We start from the raw sequence: 14,592 nt of genomic DNA, 5'->3' as shown, positions 1-14,592 counted from the left end.
GGTCTACAACCGACGCCGCCGTCACTCGGCCCTCGGTATGATCAGCCCCGTCGACTACGAGAATAGATTCACTCAGACGGCACAAGCCGCCTAACCCTGTGTCCACCAAACGGGGTCAAGCCCAGGCCGGACTCGCGCGAGCTGTCTTGCAACGGCACGACTTCGCGGCCGGCGAGGCCCGCTACGACGTGTACGCAAGCGTCGGTGTCGACCTCGGGTCGTGCGGTGACCACGCCAGGCTGTTCGACGCGGCGTCGGTCCTCATGCAGTCCGGCAACGCGCTGCGCTCCGCGCAACGCCGCCAGGCGATCGACGCGGCCAAGCAGCGCCACCCCGCAGGGCGTGCACTGTGAGCCGCCGTAGCTGGCCCGAACGCATCGCCGCAGCGGTTGCAGTGACCGCCGCAGTGACCTTCTGCGCGGCCGTCTATGTCGCTGCGGCGGTCGGTCTCGCCGCCGGCGCGATAACCGCTGTCCTGTTCGGCGCTGTGCTGCTGGGCCAGTACTCGGGGAGCGGAACCGATGATCCGCTGGTGGCTGGCCGGCGTCGCCGCGATGGCCGCCGTTTGTGTGGTGGCGCCGGCCGCTGCCGCCGCCCCCCGCCCGCTACCGCCGGCGCCGCCCCGGGGTACGTGTCGCCAGCCGCCTTGTGCATAGCAATCCACCTGTGACCCGCATAAACTCAGGCGGTTATGGGGCAAGGTTCAATGCAGGTTCTCCCGCCCGAGCTGGTAGCTACAGCCGGCCAGTGGGAAGCGCTCACCTCCCAGCTCGTGGGGGCGCCGCCGTCGCCGGGGCAACCGTTCCAGGCCACGACGGCGGCCGTGAACGCCGTCAACGCGGCGATCGGTGTCACCGCAGCGGCCTTCACCGCGCGGACGCAGGAAACGGTCGGCGGGGTCACGACCGCGGCCGACGGATACACGGCGCAGGAGGCCACCTCGGCGGCCGACATGTCCAACATCGCCGGAGTGACGGTGGTGTAGATGCCAGCAACCCTGTCGCAAATCCAGGCGTGGAGCACCGAGCACCTCATCGACGCGGCCGCCTTCTGGACGCAAACCGCCGATCGCTGGGAAGACGCCTTCCTCACCATGCGTAACCAGGCGCAATCCATCACCTGGCACGGCGCCGGCGGCGACGCGCTGCGGCAACGCACCGGAGCCGACCTATCTGTCGTCAGTGGCAAAGCCGACCTGCTACGGCAGGCAGCTGGGATAGCCCGTAACGGCGCCAGCGACATCAGCGCGGCCCAACGGCGAGTCCTGTACGGCGTCGAAGACGCCCAGAACGCGGGATTCACTGTCGGAGAAGACCTTTCGGTCACCGATACCCGCAGCACCAGCCCGACAGAACGCGCCGCACGCCAAGCCCAGGCCGAAGCGTTCGCCGCTGACCTCCGGTTGCGCGCCGAGCAACTCGACGCGGCGGACACCAAGGTCTCAGGCCAACTCACCGCCGCTACCGCTGGTCTCAGCGGCGGCGGCTTTGCGCCGACACCGGGCTCCGGCCACGCCACACCGGCCGACAACCGCACCACGCCGGGATCGAACCGCAACAACGGCGCGAAGTTAGTCGATTACTTCAAACAAGACGGAGGACCGCAGCCGCAACCCGCGGGACCGCAGCCGCAGCCGCAACCCGCGGGACCGCAGCCCAGCTTCTTGGACCAGTACAAGCAAGCTCTGACGTCACCCGGCCAGCAAGCGCAGCCGTCTGCCACACCTATGCCGGCATTCGGTCCGCGACCAGACTCCGGTCCTCAGCCAGCGCCAGGACCGATGCCTAGCGTGCCGCCTCAACCGAGCTTCGGGCAGTGTGTAGGGGGTCAGGTGAAAGCTAACGTCGGCAAGGACATGGTTAAAGGCGGATTCGAGACAGGCATCAAGGGTGCGATCGTCGGTGCGGCAGGTGGCGGAATAGCCACTCCCGAGTTCGCCGGCGCAGGGGCGTTGCCCGGGGCCGTCCTCGGCTTTGTCGGCGGGTTCGCGAAGGGGGTAGAGGAAGCCCCTGTCAAAGCGGCCCTAGAAGGCGCAGCCGAATGCGCCGATGTACCGATACCGGGGTGGATGAAGTGATTAACATGAAACGGGCCGTGCTCATTCTGCCGCTGTATGTCGCCGCGCTTACTGCCGTCGACATGGTGTTCCATTCAACTCGCCTCAACCCCAGCAAGTCTGTTCCAGTCTGGATAGTCGTCGGTTTTATTGCCTCTGCAATAGCCGTAGTTGCCGTAGGGATCTGGTACTTCACTCAACGGGCTAGCGGCAAGATTTCACAGAAACGCGAGCACGCTTACATAGCGCTTCTCGTCGGCGTAATGGCGTCCCTTTTCGCCGGCGACGTACTGGGTAGCATGGTCGGTGTGGGCCATGGCGCCAAGCTATGCACTCTCATACGTCGTCTTATTGTGGGCGATAGCGTGGACGTCGAAAGCGCTGGATAGTCGCGCTGGCAACGCAGATGACCGCAGCGGCACCCCACGCTAAACACTTCACTTCCAGCGGAACCCGCTGCTCCCGCCTACGCGCACGATCACCGGCCGCTGCTGTTCCAGCGCCGTGACCCGCGCCTGACGGCGGCCAGGGCCGCCGCACCGACCCGCCACCGCAGCCGCCACAACCACCGCAGAATGGTCATACCTTAAGGTATTCGACCATTTTGGAGCCGTCGTCCGGCTCGAATATGACGGTGTCATCGGGCCGCAGCACCGCGACGTAGAAACAGGTGGCGTTCCGCGCATTCTCGGTATTGCGTGTCCCGACCATGCCGCGGACAGCCTCCGGGAGCATCCACCCGGGCACGTCCGTCGGTTCGCCCGCGCGCAGCGCGTCGAGGATCCGCTGCAACGGGTATGGGTAGTCGGCGGAGTCAACCGACCACCCGGCGATGCGCTCGGCGTGGAGGCGGGCGTCCCCCCGACCGCCGCGCGGACAGCCTGGTAAACGCCGCCTTGGCGGTTGTTTCCATCGCTCACCACAACAGGCATCAGGCCGTCCCCTTCCGTCCGCGGTACACGCCTTCCCAGCGCTTCTGGCCAGCCGCCACGTGCTGCGGCGACTTCAGCGGCGCAAACTCCTCGAGCTGCAACCACTTTAGGTGCTCGGAAACCTTGTCGTCTTGCAGCCGACGCTCAGCCAGGTATTTCACGATCAGCGAACCATTGCCCTCGCCGGCGCGCTCAGCCTCGATCCGCTCATCGAGCAGCTGCACGGCGTCGGCAGCTCGGCAGGCAGCGTCGATGTGCTGTTGCTCGCGTTCGTCCCACCGGATGGTTTCGCCGCGCTTGACGCTTTCGCGGGCCAGCGCGGCGGCGAGCGCGGCGCGTAGCTGTTCCCCTGCTGTCATCCCTCACCAACTGGTGGCAGAACTTGCGGATCACCGCCACCTGCTCGAGACCCAACCACCCCGCGCGTTGCGCGGCCGCGGTGGCCGCCAGCAGCGGAGGCAACGGCTCGCCGGTCAACCCGACGCGGGGCCCAGGTCAGCGGCGGTGTGTACCCGCCGGGCGGCCTCGGCGCGGCTGATCAGGGTGGCCTCGGCGATCGCATGCGAAAGCCGGCCACCCAACTCCGCCGGGCTGGCTTGCCGCGCAACATGATTGATCAGCTGATGCTCGGGGACAGGCAGGCGTCGGCGCACCGTCTCGCAACGCTGCAACAACGATAGACACTCGCGCGGTGTCAACGCGTCAAAACTCAACTCGCCCAGGCGGTCGACCGCAGCATCCAGCGCATCGAAGACCTCGACGATCTCTTCCCTGCACCCCACCCTCGGTGATGTGGACGGTGTCGCGGCGGAACACCGCGCCGATCCCGCGCTGCCACACGTAGCCGGTGATCGCCAACACCATGCCGGCCTCCAGCCGATCCCGTTCTCCTCAGGCCGCCAGTGTTTCGGACACCACCGGCGGATCGAAACCGAGGCCCAGCCCGTGCGCCACCGGCATCGGCGGTACCGGCTCATCGACAGCGCGATAGGCGGCGAGCAGATCACCGGTGGACGCACCGGGGCGGCAGGCGGCAAGCATCCTGTCGTACAACGCATTCGACCGGCCGAACAGCGCGCGAACCTGACCGCCGACCGTATCACCGGCCGGCCAGGTGCGGCCCACCTCGGCCACATAACCGTCGGCCAGCGCCCCGGCGGCGAACGCCACCAGGTCACCCGGGCGCACCTCGCCCGAAAAGGCCCGCCGCCACAGCCGTTCCCGCGACGTCACCCACGCGGCATCCTGGGTGGCCGGCGTGCTGACCCCACCCGCGGCCATCGCCGCCATCATGGCCCCGGCCAGCGTCCGCTCCGCCACGCCCGGCGCCAATTCGGCCAGCGCAGCAGCCAATCCGTGCTCGGCGACGCGCAGCGCCGCACCCATCGCGGTGATTTCGTCGGGCGTCTTGATGCGCAGCGCCGCACGCATCGCCGGCTCGGCGTCCACGAGTTCGGCATTGGGGAACGCCTCGGGCAGCAAGGCGGCGAAAGTCGGTGTGAGCGCGTCGGTTCCGACCCGCCGCGCCGATTCGGCGCCCTCGACCTTCCTGAGCACGTCGATCAGCGTCACCGGATTCCAGGCCAGGCCGTACAGGTGATCGTGGTCGATCTCCTCCGGGACACCCTCGTCGTCGGTGCTGTTCAGATAGATGTCCCCGGTGGCGCGCACCAGCACGCACATCGGGCCGAACGGTCGCGTTCCGGCTATCCAGAGCTGCGGCGCGCCGGTGACGTACCGGACGTTGGCCTGCCGGCCGAGCACTAGTGTTGTGAGTCGTTAATCCGCTTGCAGTAGTTGGCGATGGATTCCAGGATTTGATCGGCGGTCTTGGTCCAGACGTAGGGGCGCGGGTTGTCGTTCCAGGTTTGGATCCAGGTGCGGATGTCGGTGTTGAGTTGGCGCACCGAGGTGTGGGTGCCGCGGCGTAGTTTTTTGGTGGTCAGTTCGGCGAACCAGCGTTCGACGAGGTTGAGCCAGCTTGAGCTGGTCGGGGTGAAGTGCAAGACGAAGCGTGGGTGCGCGGTCAGCCAGCGTTTGACCTGCGGTGTTTTGTGGGTGGAGGCGTTGTCCAGTACGACGTGGCAATCCAGGTCGGCGGGGACATGAGCGTCGATCTTTTTCAGGAAGGCCAGAAATTCTTGGGCGCGGTGGCGCGAGTGCAGGGCGCCGATGACCTGGCCGGTGGCCAGATCCAGGGCGGCATACAGGCTTGAGGTGCCATGGCGGACGTAGTCGTGGCTGGCGCGCGCCGGGGTGCCGGGCAGCATCGGGAACACCGGTGCGGTGCGGTTAAGCGCCTGGATCTGGGTTTTCTCATCCACGCACAACACCACCGCGCGCTCGGGCGGATTCAGATACAACCCGACGACGTCACGGACCTTCTGGACGAACAGCGGATCCTTGGACAGCTTCCACGAATCCTGTTTGTGCGGAGCCAATCCGAACGCCCGCCACACCCGCGAGACCATCGACTGGCTCAACCCCAGATGCTCGGCCATCGAGCGCGTCGACCAGTGCGTGGCATCAGGCGGTGTGGTCTCGAGCGTCGCGGTGATCAACGCTTCAATCCGCTCATCACCGACCACCCGGGGCCGGCCCGGGCGCGGCTGGTCGAGCAGCCCCTCGATGCGGTCAGCGGCAAAGCGATTACGCCACTTGGTCACCATCCCCCGCGTGATACCCAGATCACGTGCTATCGCGGTGTTACTCGAATCCCCTTCGCAGGCAAGCACAATGCGTGAACGCAGGGCCAACGCCTGGGCGCTCTTCGGACGTCGCGCCCACCCCTGCAACTGTTCACGCTCGTCATCGGTCAACACCACAGGCACAGCAATCGGACTCGGCACAGCCCAAGTCTACCCAGTGATCGCGGATTAACAACTCACGACACTAGCATGTCGAGGCCGTGCTCATCCATCGCCGCCAGCGCCCGTTGCCGGCGTGCCGACCGCAGCGCCGGGGCATCGGGCAGAACCTCAGTCGCCATAGGGCGCATAGGGGTAGTCGGTGATCGGCAGGTAGCCGTCCTCGGTGATCACCACGATCTCCTCACTGCGATAGCCTCCGGTCCAGTCCTCCCACACCACGGGTTCCAGCACCAGAACCATGCCCGGGGGAAAGACGAAGTTGTCGTCGAACTCCTCACCGAGATCCGTGCCGATCATCGGGGCTTCGGCGGGATAGGTGCCGATGCCGTGGCCCAGATAGAAATGCGGCAGCCACGGTTTGCGCCCGCCGTTCGCGGCGATCGCCGCACGCGCCAGATCACCCGACGTGACACCGGCTTTGGTCACCGCCAGCACGGCGTCCAGGATGTCGCGCCAGCGGTGGAACTGGTCCTGTTGCCGCGGCGTGGGCTCCCGGCCCACCAGCCAGGTCCGGCCGAAGTCTGAACAGTATCCGGCATAGGTGATGCTGATGTCGGTCCACAACACATCGCCGGCGGCCAGTTCCCGCTCGGTGGGCAGCAGCGGAAGCGCCAGATCGCCATGCGTCGTCCATACCCCGGCTTCCCGCGAACTCGGCATCACCTGCCAGATCGCCTCCAGCATGTTGGTGGTGGCGCCCAGTTCGAATGCGCGGCGGACGAAGGTGGCCGAAAGGTCGATCTGCCGTACCCCCGGCCGCAGCGCCCGCTGCACGTCGACGATGGCCTCTTCGGTGATCCGGGCGGCCCGGCGCAGACACGACAACTCGTCGCGGGTCTTCACCAGTTGCGCGGCGCCGAGCACCGTCGCCGCATCCGTCGGCGGGCCGGACGGAAACAGGGTGGCCGCGGCCCGGCGCATCGCCCCGGTGAGTTCGTCGACGGCGATGCGCCCCCGTGGCGGGACAAGATCGGCCAGCGTCCGCGCGAAATCCTGGACGCCGTGGTCGAATTCGAGGTAGGCGGGTCCGTGCAGGTGGTCGTCGGGTACCGGTGATGCCGCGGATGCGCCGCTGCGGAACGGCATGAACAGGTGCGGATGCTCGTCGTCGGCGAGCACGACGGCGACCGGGCGCTCCACGTGGGACAGGCCCGCGTCCAGCAACGGCCAGCTGGCTCCCGTCGCATATCCCACGTAGCCGTTCATCAGCAGGATCAACGCGTCGACGCCGTGGTCGGCCATCGCGCCGCGCAACCGGACCCCGGTCTCGGCGCGCATCCGCGCCCAGTCCGGCTCGTCGGGGATGTCGATCACCGATCCGCGCGCTGAGGCCGTCACGCTGAAATCCCCAGGAATTGCTTTCGCCCCGGCATCAGCACCATCGTCCCTTCGTGGTCGTTGCTGCCGTTCAGCCGGGATAGTCGACGCCGCTGAGCTGTTCGGAGAGCCGCCACAACCGCGCCATCTCGGGCTCGCTGCGCGCCAGCGGCGGCACGCGCGCGAAAGTCACGCCGCCCCTGGCGGTTTCGTAGAACCCGCGCGGGCCATAGTAGCGAGCGCCCTGCGCATCCGGTGACACCGCGGCATACAGCGTCGGCTTGACGGCCTCGTCGATGTCGAGCCACATGAACGGCAGCAGCCGCCACGTCAGCCGGGTGAGCCGGGCCTGCAAAGTCGGCGCGCTGCGGCCGTAGGAGGCGCCGCTGAGCAGATTGGTCTTGGCCAGTCCGGGGTGCGCGGCGTTGGACATCAGACCCCAACCGCCGAGCCGGCTGCGCCGGTCCAGCTCCACGGCGAACATCAGCTGTGCCAGTTTGGCCACCCCGTAGCTGTACATGGGTTGGTAGCCGTGTTCGGCGTTCACGTCGGCGAAGTCGAGTTTGCGCTGGGTGGCGGCGATACTGCTGACGGTGACCACCCGGGCGGAGTCCGCGGCGCGCAGCAGCGCCAGCAGGCGTCCCGTCAACGCGAAGTGCCCGAGATGGTTTGTGCCGAACTGTAATTCGAATCCGTCGCTGGTCTGCTGCCGCCGGGGCGGGGCCATCACGCCGGCGTTGTTGATCAAGATGTCGATCGGACGCCCCTCGGCGGTCAGCTGTTCACCCAGCGCGGCCACGCTGCGCAGCGACGACAGGTCCAGCTGGCGGATCGTGAGCTTGGCCTGGGGGACCTCCCGCCGGATCGCGGCGACCGCCTGGTCGCCCTTGGCCGGGTCGCGGACCGCCAACACCGCCTCGGCGCCCGCCGCCGCAAGCCGCTTGGCCAGTCCGAACCCCAAGCCGCTGTTGGCCCCCGTCACGACGGCGAATTTGCCTCGCAGATCGGGTATTTCAAGAGTCAGGTCGGGCTTCACCATGTCACGGGCAGCTCGTAGAGGCCGTAGGCCAGTGCGTCGTGTTTGAACGGCAGCTCGTCCAGCGGCGCGGCGAGGCGCAGCGTGGGGACGCGGCGCAGCAACGTGGGCAGGACGATCTGCAGTTCCATCCGGGCCAGCTGCTGACCCACGCATTGGTGGCGACCGTAGCCGAACCCGACGTGGGGCCCGTCTTCGCGGCGCAGGTCCAGCCGGTCCGGGTTGGGGAATTGGCGGGCATCCCAATTCGCGGGAGCGACGTCGAGGATGATGCCCTCGCCGGCCCGGATCGTCTCACCGCCGATCTCGATGTCCTCGATGGCGATGCGCCGCTGCCCGGTCTGGATGATGCTCAGGTAGCGCATGAGCTCTTCGACCGCGGTGGCGATGACCCTGGGGTCGTCGGTGTCGCACAACAGCGCACGCTGGTCGGGATGCTCGAGCAACGCTGCCACACTGAGGCTGATCATGTTCGCGGTGGTCTCATGGCCCGCGATCAGCACGCCGGTGGCCAGCTGCGCGGCCTCGCGCACGCTGATCTCTTCGGCGTTGACCCGCTCCGCCAGGTCGGACACCAAATCCTCTGAGGGACTTTGCATTTTGGCCCGGACCAGGTTGGCCAGATACTTCGCCAACGAGGCCGCGCCCTGAGCGGTGTCCTCCTCGGTCGCGTACCGGCCCATGCCGCGCTGGGCTTGGGTCTGGAAGAACTCCGCGTCCTCGTACGGCACCCCCAGCAGTTCGCTGATGACCAGCGAGGGGACCGGCAGCGAGACGGTGCTGACGATGTCGCCCGGGTTCGGACCCCTCAGCAGCGCGTCGATGTGGTCATCGGTGATCTTCTGCACCGCCGGCCGCAGCGCCTCCACCCGCTTGAAGGTGAACGGTTTGGACAGCATCCGGCGAAACCTGGTGTGCTCCTCGGCGTCGGAGGTGAACACCGAACGCGGCCGCTTGTGCACCGTGGCGAGCATGCCCTCGTTCCAGTGCGGATAACCGGGCAGGCGGTCGTCCACACTGGTGCGCGCATCGGCGAACAACGCGCGGATCGCCTGGTAGCCGTGGACCAGCCACGGGGTGCTGCCGTCCCAGATCCGCACCCTGCTCAGCTGCTTGTCGGCGTTGAGCTGCAACACCTTCGGTGGCGGGGCGAACGGGCAGCCCGGGGCCCGCGTCATCGGGAAGTCCGGAATGTCGGTGTCGGCGTCGGTCGACGGCTGCGTCATGGTGCTCCTCGGTGATCGGTCTGCCCGGTGGCCGGTGCCGTGGTCTGCCCCGTGGGACCGGCCGCGGCCGCCACATGCACCGGCGCTCGCCACAGCCCGACGATGGCGTCGATCAGCCCTTCCGCGGCGACCGGCCACGCCGACCGGGACCGCGGCCCGTGTTCGGCCAGCGCGCCCTCGTGCTCGGCGCAGGTGTGCATGAGCAGGTTGCGCACCATGACCATGCGCTCAGCCCGCACCCGCCGGGGCAGCTCGGGAAGGCAGCGGCTGATGCCGTCGAGGGTGCGCACCAGCAACGGCGAACTCAGCGCGTCCTTGGTGACCACGTGGCGGTAGCTGGGATCCGCCATGGCCTGGGCGGCGAACCGGGCATACCAGCTGGGGGTGCCCAGCGCGGACAGGTGGTCGGTCAGCGGGCGCACCAGCGCGCCCACCCAGTCGCGCAGCTCGGTGGAATCGCCGACGGCGGCCAACATCTGCGCGCGCAGCTTCTCGATCGGCTCGCGGTGCTTGCCCTCGATGGCCCGGAGCAGATCGACCCGGGTGCCGAAGTGGTAGCAGGCGGCGGCGTTGTTGCCCTGCCCGGCGGCTTCGCTGATCTGCCGGTTCGACACGGCGTACATCCCGCGCTCGGCGAACAACACCTCGGCGGCCGACAGGATGGCCTCTCGGGTGCCCGTCGATCTGTCGGAACGAGCGATGCGCTCGGCGATCATCGCCTCAGTGAACACCCACCGTCGTGTTAAATCAAGCAATTTATTTACCGTCGCACCGCGGGCGAGGGCAGGCGTCGCACCCCGGGCGACGCCAGGCGGACCCGGGTGGGGCGGGCTGCCTCGGTCAAAGGTGGGCGCGTCGACGGCATTTCATCGCGCTGACGCCTGCAGGCGGCTCACGGCGAATACAGTCGTGGCATGAATTCGCTGCAGCGGTTGGCCCGCAGCCGGGCGGTCTACCGCCTGCTGATGGGCCGCGGGCGGCCGATCGTCGAGGGTCTGGAGGCGCTGCTGCGGTTCGCCACGAAGGGGCGGCTGGGAGTGCTCGACCTCGCCGGTCTGCCGAATGTGCGGATCACCGTCTCGGGACGCAAGACCGGCCTCGCCCGAAGCGCGACGGTGCAGTACGTCCCTTTTCGTGACGGTCTGTTGTTGGTCGGTTCGAACTGGGGACGCCGGCGGCACCCGTCGTGGTCGGCGAATCTCGAAGCGGCACAACGGGTCACGGTGCGCAGGCGGGGGCATCGTTTCGTCGCGGCGGTGCAGCTGTTCAGTGGACAAGAGCGCGACGCGGCCTGGGCCGCCGCGCTGGCGCACTGGCCGAATTACGGTCTGGCCCAAGAACTCGCGGGTGCGCGGCGATTTCGGCTGTTTCTGCTCACCCCGACCGGCTGATCCGGGGACCGTTATCCCGGGTGCGCCTTTTTCAGGTGCGCTATCTCGCCGCCCCAAACCGATTGGGCCCCAGCGTCACCCACCCGGTAGATCTGGACCATCGAGGCGATGCCGATGCCCAGCGCCAGGACCGCGACGACGCCGCGGGTCAGCAGACGCCGCTTGTCCGACCGGCGTTCGATCAGGCCCAGCAGTGCCAGCACGATCGCGACCGCCAGCAGGGCGGCGGAAAAGTAGGTCATCGCACTGCCGAGGGTGGCGTGCTCCTGCAGGATGGGGCTGGGGTTGGCCCGCTGGTCGTACAGCCATCCGCCGGCGTCGATGGTGATCGGCGTCAGCGCCATCGTGACCACGGCCAGGATCACCGTCAGCAGCATCAGCTGCCCGCGCCGCGCCGCCGGCCAGAGCCCGCACACGATGTCCAGCAGCGCCGTCAGCGGCACCAGCACCAGAACGAAATGCACCAGCAGCGCATGGGCCGGCATCCCGTTGATGACGTTCACGTCGCGCCCCCTCCGCAGCTGCTAGCTAGCCGCCCAGCCCCTTCTTGATGGCCGCGTCCTGCTTCTGGCCGACGTCGTTGACGAATTCGGGCGGGGCCAGCGTGTCGGTGGGACCGTCGAACTCCAGCGTCGCCAGCGCCTTGCCCTCGGTGAACAGCAGTACCACCACACCCTTGCTGCGGTCGGGTGCGTTACCCATCAGCATCGTGCCGCCGCTGCCGATGTTGGACGGCTGCGTGCTGGGGTCTTTGACCACGGCGCCCTGCTGGCCCTTCGCCGCGTTCAACTCGTTGGTCGCGGCGCCGGGGTCGTCGTAGATGCCGATGGTGATCTTGATGGCGTGGCTGCCGTCCTCGTCTTTGAAGGTGGTGGACACGCCGGGCTGGCCGTTGGGGTTGTCGGTCGGTGGAGCGCCGGTGAAGGCGACCGGCGCATTGATGTCGCTCGCCTGGATGAGCAGCTTGGCGTACTCGTTGGGCGTCGCCGGCGCCGGCGACGAGGGCGGTGCCGCAGCGGGGCTGGTGGCCGAGGTCGACGAGGTGGCGGATCCGGTCTTCGACGTCGAAGGCTGCGACTTGTTGTTGCTGCCGCACCCCGCGACCGACACGGCCAGCGCCGTCGTCGCCGCCACTCCCGCGATCACCGCACGTGAAGTCCTCATCGCATCGAGCTCCCTTCCAGGCTTGCAGGCTTCCTGGCGACCTTCCCGGCGACACAGTCGGGTTCGTCTTCCGCATCGCACAGTACAGTGCTCCGCGGCAGCGAATGCCGCGGAGCACTCCTGGTATGAACGGTTTACTCGAGCTGGTCGCGCAGGCAGCGCAGGGTGTTTGCCAGGATGCGCGAGACCTGCATCTGCGAGACGCCGATCCGCTCGGCTATCTGGCTCTGCGTCATGGATTCGAAGAACCGCATCCGCAACACCTCGCGTTCGCGGTGCGGCAGGGTGGCAACCAGGACCCGCAGCGCTTCCCGGTTGGTGATGTGCTCGATCTGCGGGTCGATGTCGCCCACCGAGTCGGCCACCGAGCGCGGCGTCCCGGAACTGTCCGCACCCTGCGGCGCATCCAACGAGTCGAGGCGATAGGCGTCGCCGGCGACCAGGCATTCGACGATCTCTTCCCGCGGAACCTCGAGCACCTGCGACAGCTCGCCGGCGTTCGGCGCCCGGCCGAGCTGCTGGGCGAGGTCGGCGGTCGTCCTGCTGATCTGCACGTGCAACTCGCGCAGCCGCCGGGGCACCCGCATCCCCCAGCTGTAGTCGCGGAAATAGCGGCGGACCTCGCCCATCATGGTGGGCACGGCGAACCCGATGAAGCTGGGACCCTTCGCCGGATCGAAGCGGTTGACGGCGTTCATCAGCCCCAGCCGCGCGACCTGGACCAAGTCGTCGAGACCCTCGCCGCGGCGGGCGAAATGGCTGGCCACGTGATCGGCCAGAGGCAGGCATCGGGCCACGATGCGCTCACGCTGACGGCAATACTCGTGCGATTCCGCGGGCATCCGGCGCAGTTCCAGGAACATCTCGACGACGTCTTCGTACGAATCGTCGGATTGGCTGGTGGGCCGGGCAGCTGTAGGTGTCGGAGCGATTGCGTTGGTCATAGGCTGGCGTACCTCTTCACTCGACGAATCGGGTAAACAACTGCGCGGGAACAAGTTTGCATTGCTGACTCACTCCTCGAGTCGTGCAGCGGGACCTCGCAGCGATGCGCACGGTCGCCTCCACTGCATCCTTATCCGCCGGACGGTCGATTACCCGTCGCACGGACTAGCAGGAAGATGACTCGGATCGTGGATCGCCGGAGCCATACCAAGCTCAGTAGCCGTGAGGCTGACCGGGCCGCTTTTAGCTAAACGGCGACGCGTCCATATCGGACTTCAGTGGCGACTATACGCCCCATCGCCGCACCCGGCGATCGCTCACGGCAGCAGATTGCGGGCTTTTCTTAACAGTTTCCGACGTGTATCAGCGCCGGCCCAGCAAGGCTCGGGGATGGCCCGGCGGCCGCGTCACCAGTGCTCCGTGCCGTCCGGATTGGCCGTGAGCAAACAGCGTCGCAGCCTGGTGTGGGGTCCCGACGGCCCTCGGTGACCCGTTTCACGCCGGTGTGCACGGGGGCGTATCCGTTCGGATTTTCGGCGCGGCCGCGCACCCGGCGGTCGCGTAGGTGCCCGACCATCCGGTTGGCCGGGAGCGCCTGTTCTCATTTTCGCGACGGCTCGGTACTGTTCGGCTAATGTTCGACATTCCTGCCGGGCGGCTCGCCGGCATCCAATCGCGAAAATCGTTCGCGCGCAAGGTTTTACCTCGCCCGCAAGCCGGCGCTGGGCGGTGGGCGCGGTGAGCGGCGCCGACGCGTTACTGTCCGGGCGCGGCGCGGTGGTGTCGGGCGGCAGCCGCGGCATCGGGCGCGCGGTCGCCGAACTGCTGGCCGGCCTGGGCGCCGGGGTGGTCGTCAACGGCCGCGACCCGCAGGCCGTGCAGGAGACGGTTGCGGCGATCACCGCGGCCAAGGGGCGGGCCACCGCGGTGGTGGGCGCCGCCGACGACGAGCGCATCGCCCGAAGCCTCGTCGACGAGTGCATCGGCGCGTTCGGGCGGCTGGACGCCTTGATCAACTGCGCCGGCATCGCCGAACCCGCGGGCTCGTCGATCCTGAACATCACCGCCGACGAATTCGACCACCTCATCGGCGCCCACCTGGGCACCGCTTTCCACACCTGCCGGGCGGCCGCCCCGGTCATGGTCGAGCAGCGGCACGGGTCCATCGTCAACACCAGCTCGGTGGCGTTCCTGGGCGACTACGGCGGGACCGGCTACCCGGCGGGCAAGGGTGCCGTCAACGCACTGACCATGGCCATCGCCGCCGAATTGAAGGCATACGGCGTCCGGGCCAACGTGGTGTGTCCCGGCGCCCGGACACGGCTGTCCACCGGCGCCGACTACGAACGACACATCGAGGACCTGCACCGTCGCGGGCTGCTCGACGACATGACCAAGCGGGCCTAGCTGGACAGCGCCCCGCCCGTCTTCGTGGCGCCGGTCTACGGTTACCTCGTCAGCGACTTGGCGCGCGACGTGACGGGCCAGATCCTTGTCGCCGCAGGCGGTTTCGTAGGCAGCTTCGACCGTCAAACACCGCGCCTGCTGGGCTACCGCGATCATCATCGGGCCGGGCCGTGGTCGATCGAGGAGGTGCACACGATGATCGGCGCGGCAGCGACACCATGACCCGCCGGATCCGGACGTGCCGACGA

At 67.9% G+C, this 14,592-nt stretch carries 14 protein-coding genes and 4 pseudogenes; 6 read left to right on the top strand and 12 right to left on the bottom strand.

The window, feature by feature from the left end; all coding sequences use genetic code 11:
- Positions 1-146 precede the first annotated feature (146 nt).
- The 4 genes and pseudogenes from H7I87_RS05075 (at position 147) to H7I87_RS05060 (ending at position 2,488) form a co-directional block, all read left to right on the top strand.
- Entirely contained in the window at positions 147-353 is a 207-nt protein-coding gene (locus H7I87_RS05075; RefSeq protein WP_033711212.1) for a hypothetical protein, read from the top strand.
- Between the two features lie 338 nt (positions 354-691).
- Positions 692-985 (top strand): hypothetical protein, encoded by a 294-nt coding sequence (locus H7I87_RS05070; protein WP_033711214.1) that lies wholly within the window; start codon positions 692-694, stop codon positions 983-985.
- A complete protein-coding gene (locus H7I87_RS05065; RefSeq protein WP_076221080.1) occupies positions 986-2,077 on the top strand; it encodes a hypothetical protein in 1,092 nt (363 codons plus the stop codon).
- Positions 2,041-2,488: pseudogene (locus tag H7I87_RS05060) on the top strand (hypothetical protein). The gene H7I87_RS05065 and the pseudogene H7I87_RS05060 overlap by 37 nt, the downstream one beginning before the upstream one ends.
- 147 nt (positions 2,489-2,635) lie before the next feature.
- Here H7I87_RS05060 and H7I87_RS05055 read toward each other — a convergent pair.
- From H7I87_RS05055 to H7I87_RS05015, 9 genes and pseudogenes are all read right to left on the bottom strand, one after another.
- Positions 2,636-2,848: a hypothetical protein gene (locus H7I87_RS05055; RefSeq protein WP_033711216.1), complete on the bottom strand. Its 213-nt coding sequence runs from the start codon at positions 2,846-2,848 to the stop codon at positions 2,636-2,638.
- Positions 2,849-2,987: 139 nt separating this feature from the next.
- Complete coding sequence (locus H7I87_RS05050; protein WP_033711218.1) at positions 2,988-3,212, bottom strand: hypothetical protein; 225 nt, start codon at positions 3,210-3,212, stop codon at positions 2,988-2,990.
- Positions 3,196-3,770, bottom strand: a pseudogene (locus H7I87_RS05045) (DUF222 domain-containing protein). The gene H7I87_RS05050 and the pseudogene H7I87_RS05045 overlap by 17 nt, the downstream one beginning before the upstream one ends.
- Positions 3,691-4,752 (bottom strand): annotated as a pseudogene (locus H7I87_RS05040) (M24 family metallopeptidase). Before H7I87_RS05040 ends, H7I87_RS05045 begins: the two co-directional pseudogenes overlap by 80 nt.
- Complete coding sequence (locus tag H7I87_RS05035) at positions 4,752-5,837, bottom strand: IS630 family transposase (RefSeq protein ID WP_033711221.1); 1,086 nt, start codon at positions 5,835-5,837, stop codon at positions 4,752-4,754. The pseudogene H7I87_RS05040 and the gene H7I87_RS05035 overlap by 1 nt, the downstream one beginning before the upstream one ends.
- 129 nt (positions 5,838-5,966) lie before the next feature.
- Positions 5,967-7,196 (bottom strand): M24 family metallopeptidase, encoded by a 1,230-nt coding sequence (locus tag H7I87_RS05030; RefSeq protein WP_033726986.1) that lies wholly within the window; start codon positions 7,194-7,196, stop codon positions 5,967-5,969.
- A gap of 70 nt (positions 7,197-7,266) precedes the next feature.
- A complete protein-coding gene (locus H7I87_RS05025) occupies positions 7,267-8,214 on the bottom strand; it encodes an SDR family oxidoreductase (RefSeq protein ID WP_033726984.1) in 948 nt (315 codons plus the stop codon).
- Positions 8,208-9,437 (bottom strand): cytochrome P450, encoded by a 1,230-nt coding sequence (locus H7I87_RS05020; RefSeq protein WP_033726983.1) that lies wholly within the window; start codon positions 9,435-9,437, stop codon positions 8,208-8,210. The genes H7I87_RS05025 and H7I87_RS05020 overlap by 7 nt, the downstream gene beginning before the upstream one ends.
- Positions 9,434-10,168 (bottom strand): TetR/AcrR family transcriptional regulator, encoded by a 735-nt coding sequence (locus H7I87_RS05015; protein WP_033726982.1) that lies wholly within the window; start codon positions 10,166-10,168, stop codon positions 9,434-9,436. The genes H7I87_RS05020 and H7I87_RS05015 overlap by 4 nt, the downstream gene beginning before the upstream one ends.
- Positions 10,169-10,351: 183 nt before the next feature.
- On the opposite strand from H7I87_RS05015, the gene H7I87_RS05010 reads away from it, so the two are divergent.
- Positions 10,352-10,828 (top strand): nitroreductase family deazaflavin-dependent oxidoreductase, encoded by a 477-nt coding sequence (locus H7I87_RS05010; protein ID WP_033726981.1) that lies wholly within the window; start codon positions 10,352-10,354, stop codon positions 10,826-10,828.
- A gap of 11 nt (positions 10,829-10,839) precedes the next feature.
- Here the strand turns inward: H7I87_RS05010 and H7I87_RS05005 are convergent, their stop codons facing one another.
- The 3 genes from H7I87_RS05005 to H7I87_RS04995 form a co-directional block, all read right to left on the bottom strand.
- Complete coding sequence (locus H7I87_RS05005; RefSeq protein ID WP_011725164.1) at positions 10,840-11,331, bottom strand: DUF2231 domain-containing protein; 492 nt, start codon at positions 11,329-11,331, stop codon at positions 10,840-10,842.
- 25 nt (positions 11,332-11,356) lie between these two features.
- The gene (locus H7I87_RS05000; RefSeq protein ID WP_033726980.1) at positions 11,357-11,992 is read right to left on the bottom strand and encodes a hypothetical protein; all 636 of its coding nucleotides are present in this window, start codon (positions 11,990-11,992) and stop codon (positions 11,357-11,359) included.
- A 134-nt stretch (positions 11,993-12,126) separates the two neighbouring features.
- Positions 12,127-12,936, bottom strand: coding sequence for an RNA polymerase sigma factor SigF (locus H7I87_RS04995; RefSeq protein ID WP_033726979.1), 810 nt, complete (start codon positions 12,934-12,936; stop codon positions 12,127-12,129).
- Positions 12,937-13,666: 730 nt separating this feature from the next.
- Here H7I87_RS04995 and H7I87_RS04990 point away from each other — a divergent pair.
- Positions 13,667-14,566: pseudogene (locus H7I87_RS04990) on the top strand (SDR family NAD(P)-dependent oxidoreductase).
- Positions 14,567-14,592 lie beyond the last annotated feature (26 nt).

Source organism: Mycobacterium timonense (assembly GCF_025821985.1).
Classification (GTDB): Bacteria; Actinomycetota; Actinomycetes; order Mycobacteriales; family Mycobacteriaceae; genus Mycobacterium; species Mycobacterium avium.
This window is presented reverse-complemented; position numbering and strand designations above follow the sequence as displayed.

What these genes read in the sequence shown, in the direction of transcription:
- H7I87_RS05065 (WP_076221080.1), top strand. Translation starts at nt 986, where the DNA reads ATGCCAGCAACCCTGTCGCAAATCCAGGCGTGGAGCACCGAGCACCTC.
- H7I87_RS05070 (WP_033711214.1), top strand. Translation starts at nt 692, where the DNA reads ATGGGGCAAGGTTCAATGCAGGTTCTCCCGCCCGAGCTGGTAGCTACA.
- H7I87_RS05025 (WP_033726984.1), bottom strand. Translation starts at nt 8,214, where the DNA reads ATGGTGAAGCCCGACCTGACTCTTGAAATACCCGATCTGCGAGGCAAA.
- H7I87_RS05000 (WP_033726980.1), bottom strand. Translation starts at nt 11,992, where the DNA reads ATGAGGACTTCACGTGCGGTGATCGCGGGAGTGGCGGCGACGACGGCG.
- H7I87_RS05020 (WP_033726983.1), bottom strand. Translation starts at nt 9,437, where the DNA reads ATGACGCAGCCGTCGACCGACGCCGACACCGACATTCCGGACTTCCCG.
- H7I87_RS04995 (WP_033726979.1), bottom strand. Translation starts at nt 12,936, where the DNA reads ATGACCAACGCAATCGCTCCGACACCTACAGCTGCCCGGCCCACCAGC.
- H7I87_RS05010 (WP_033726981.1), top strand. Translation starts at nt 10,352, where the DNA reads ATGAATTCGCTGCAGCGGTTGGCCCGCAGCCGGGCGGTCTACCGCCTG.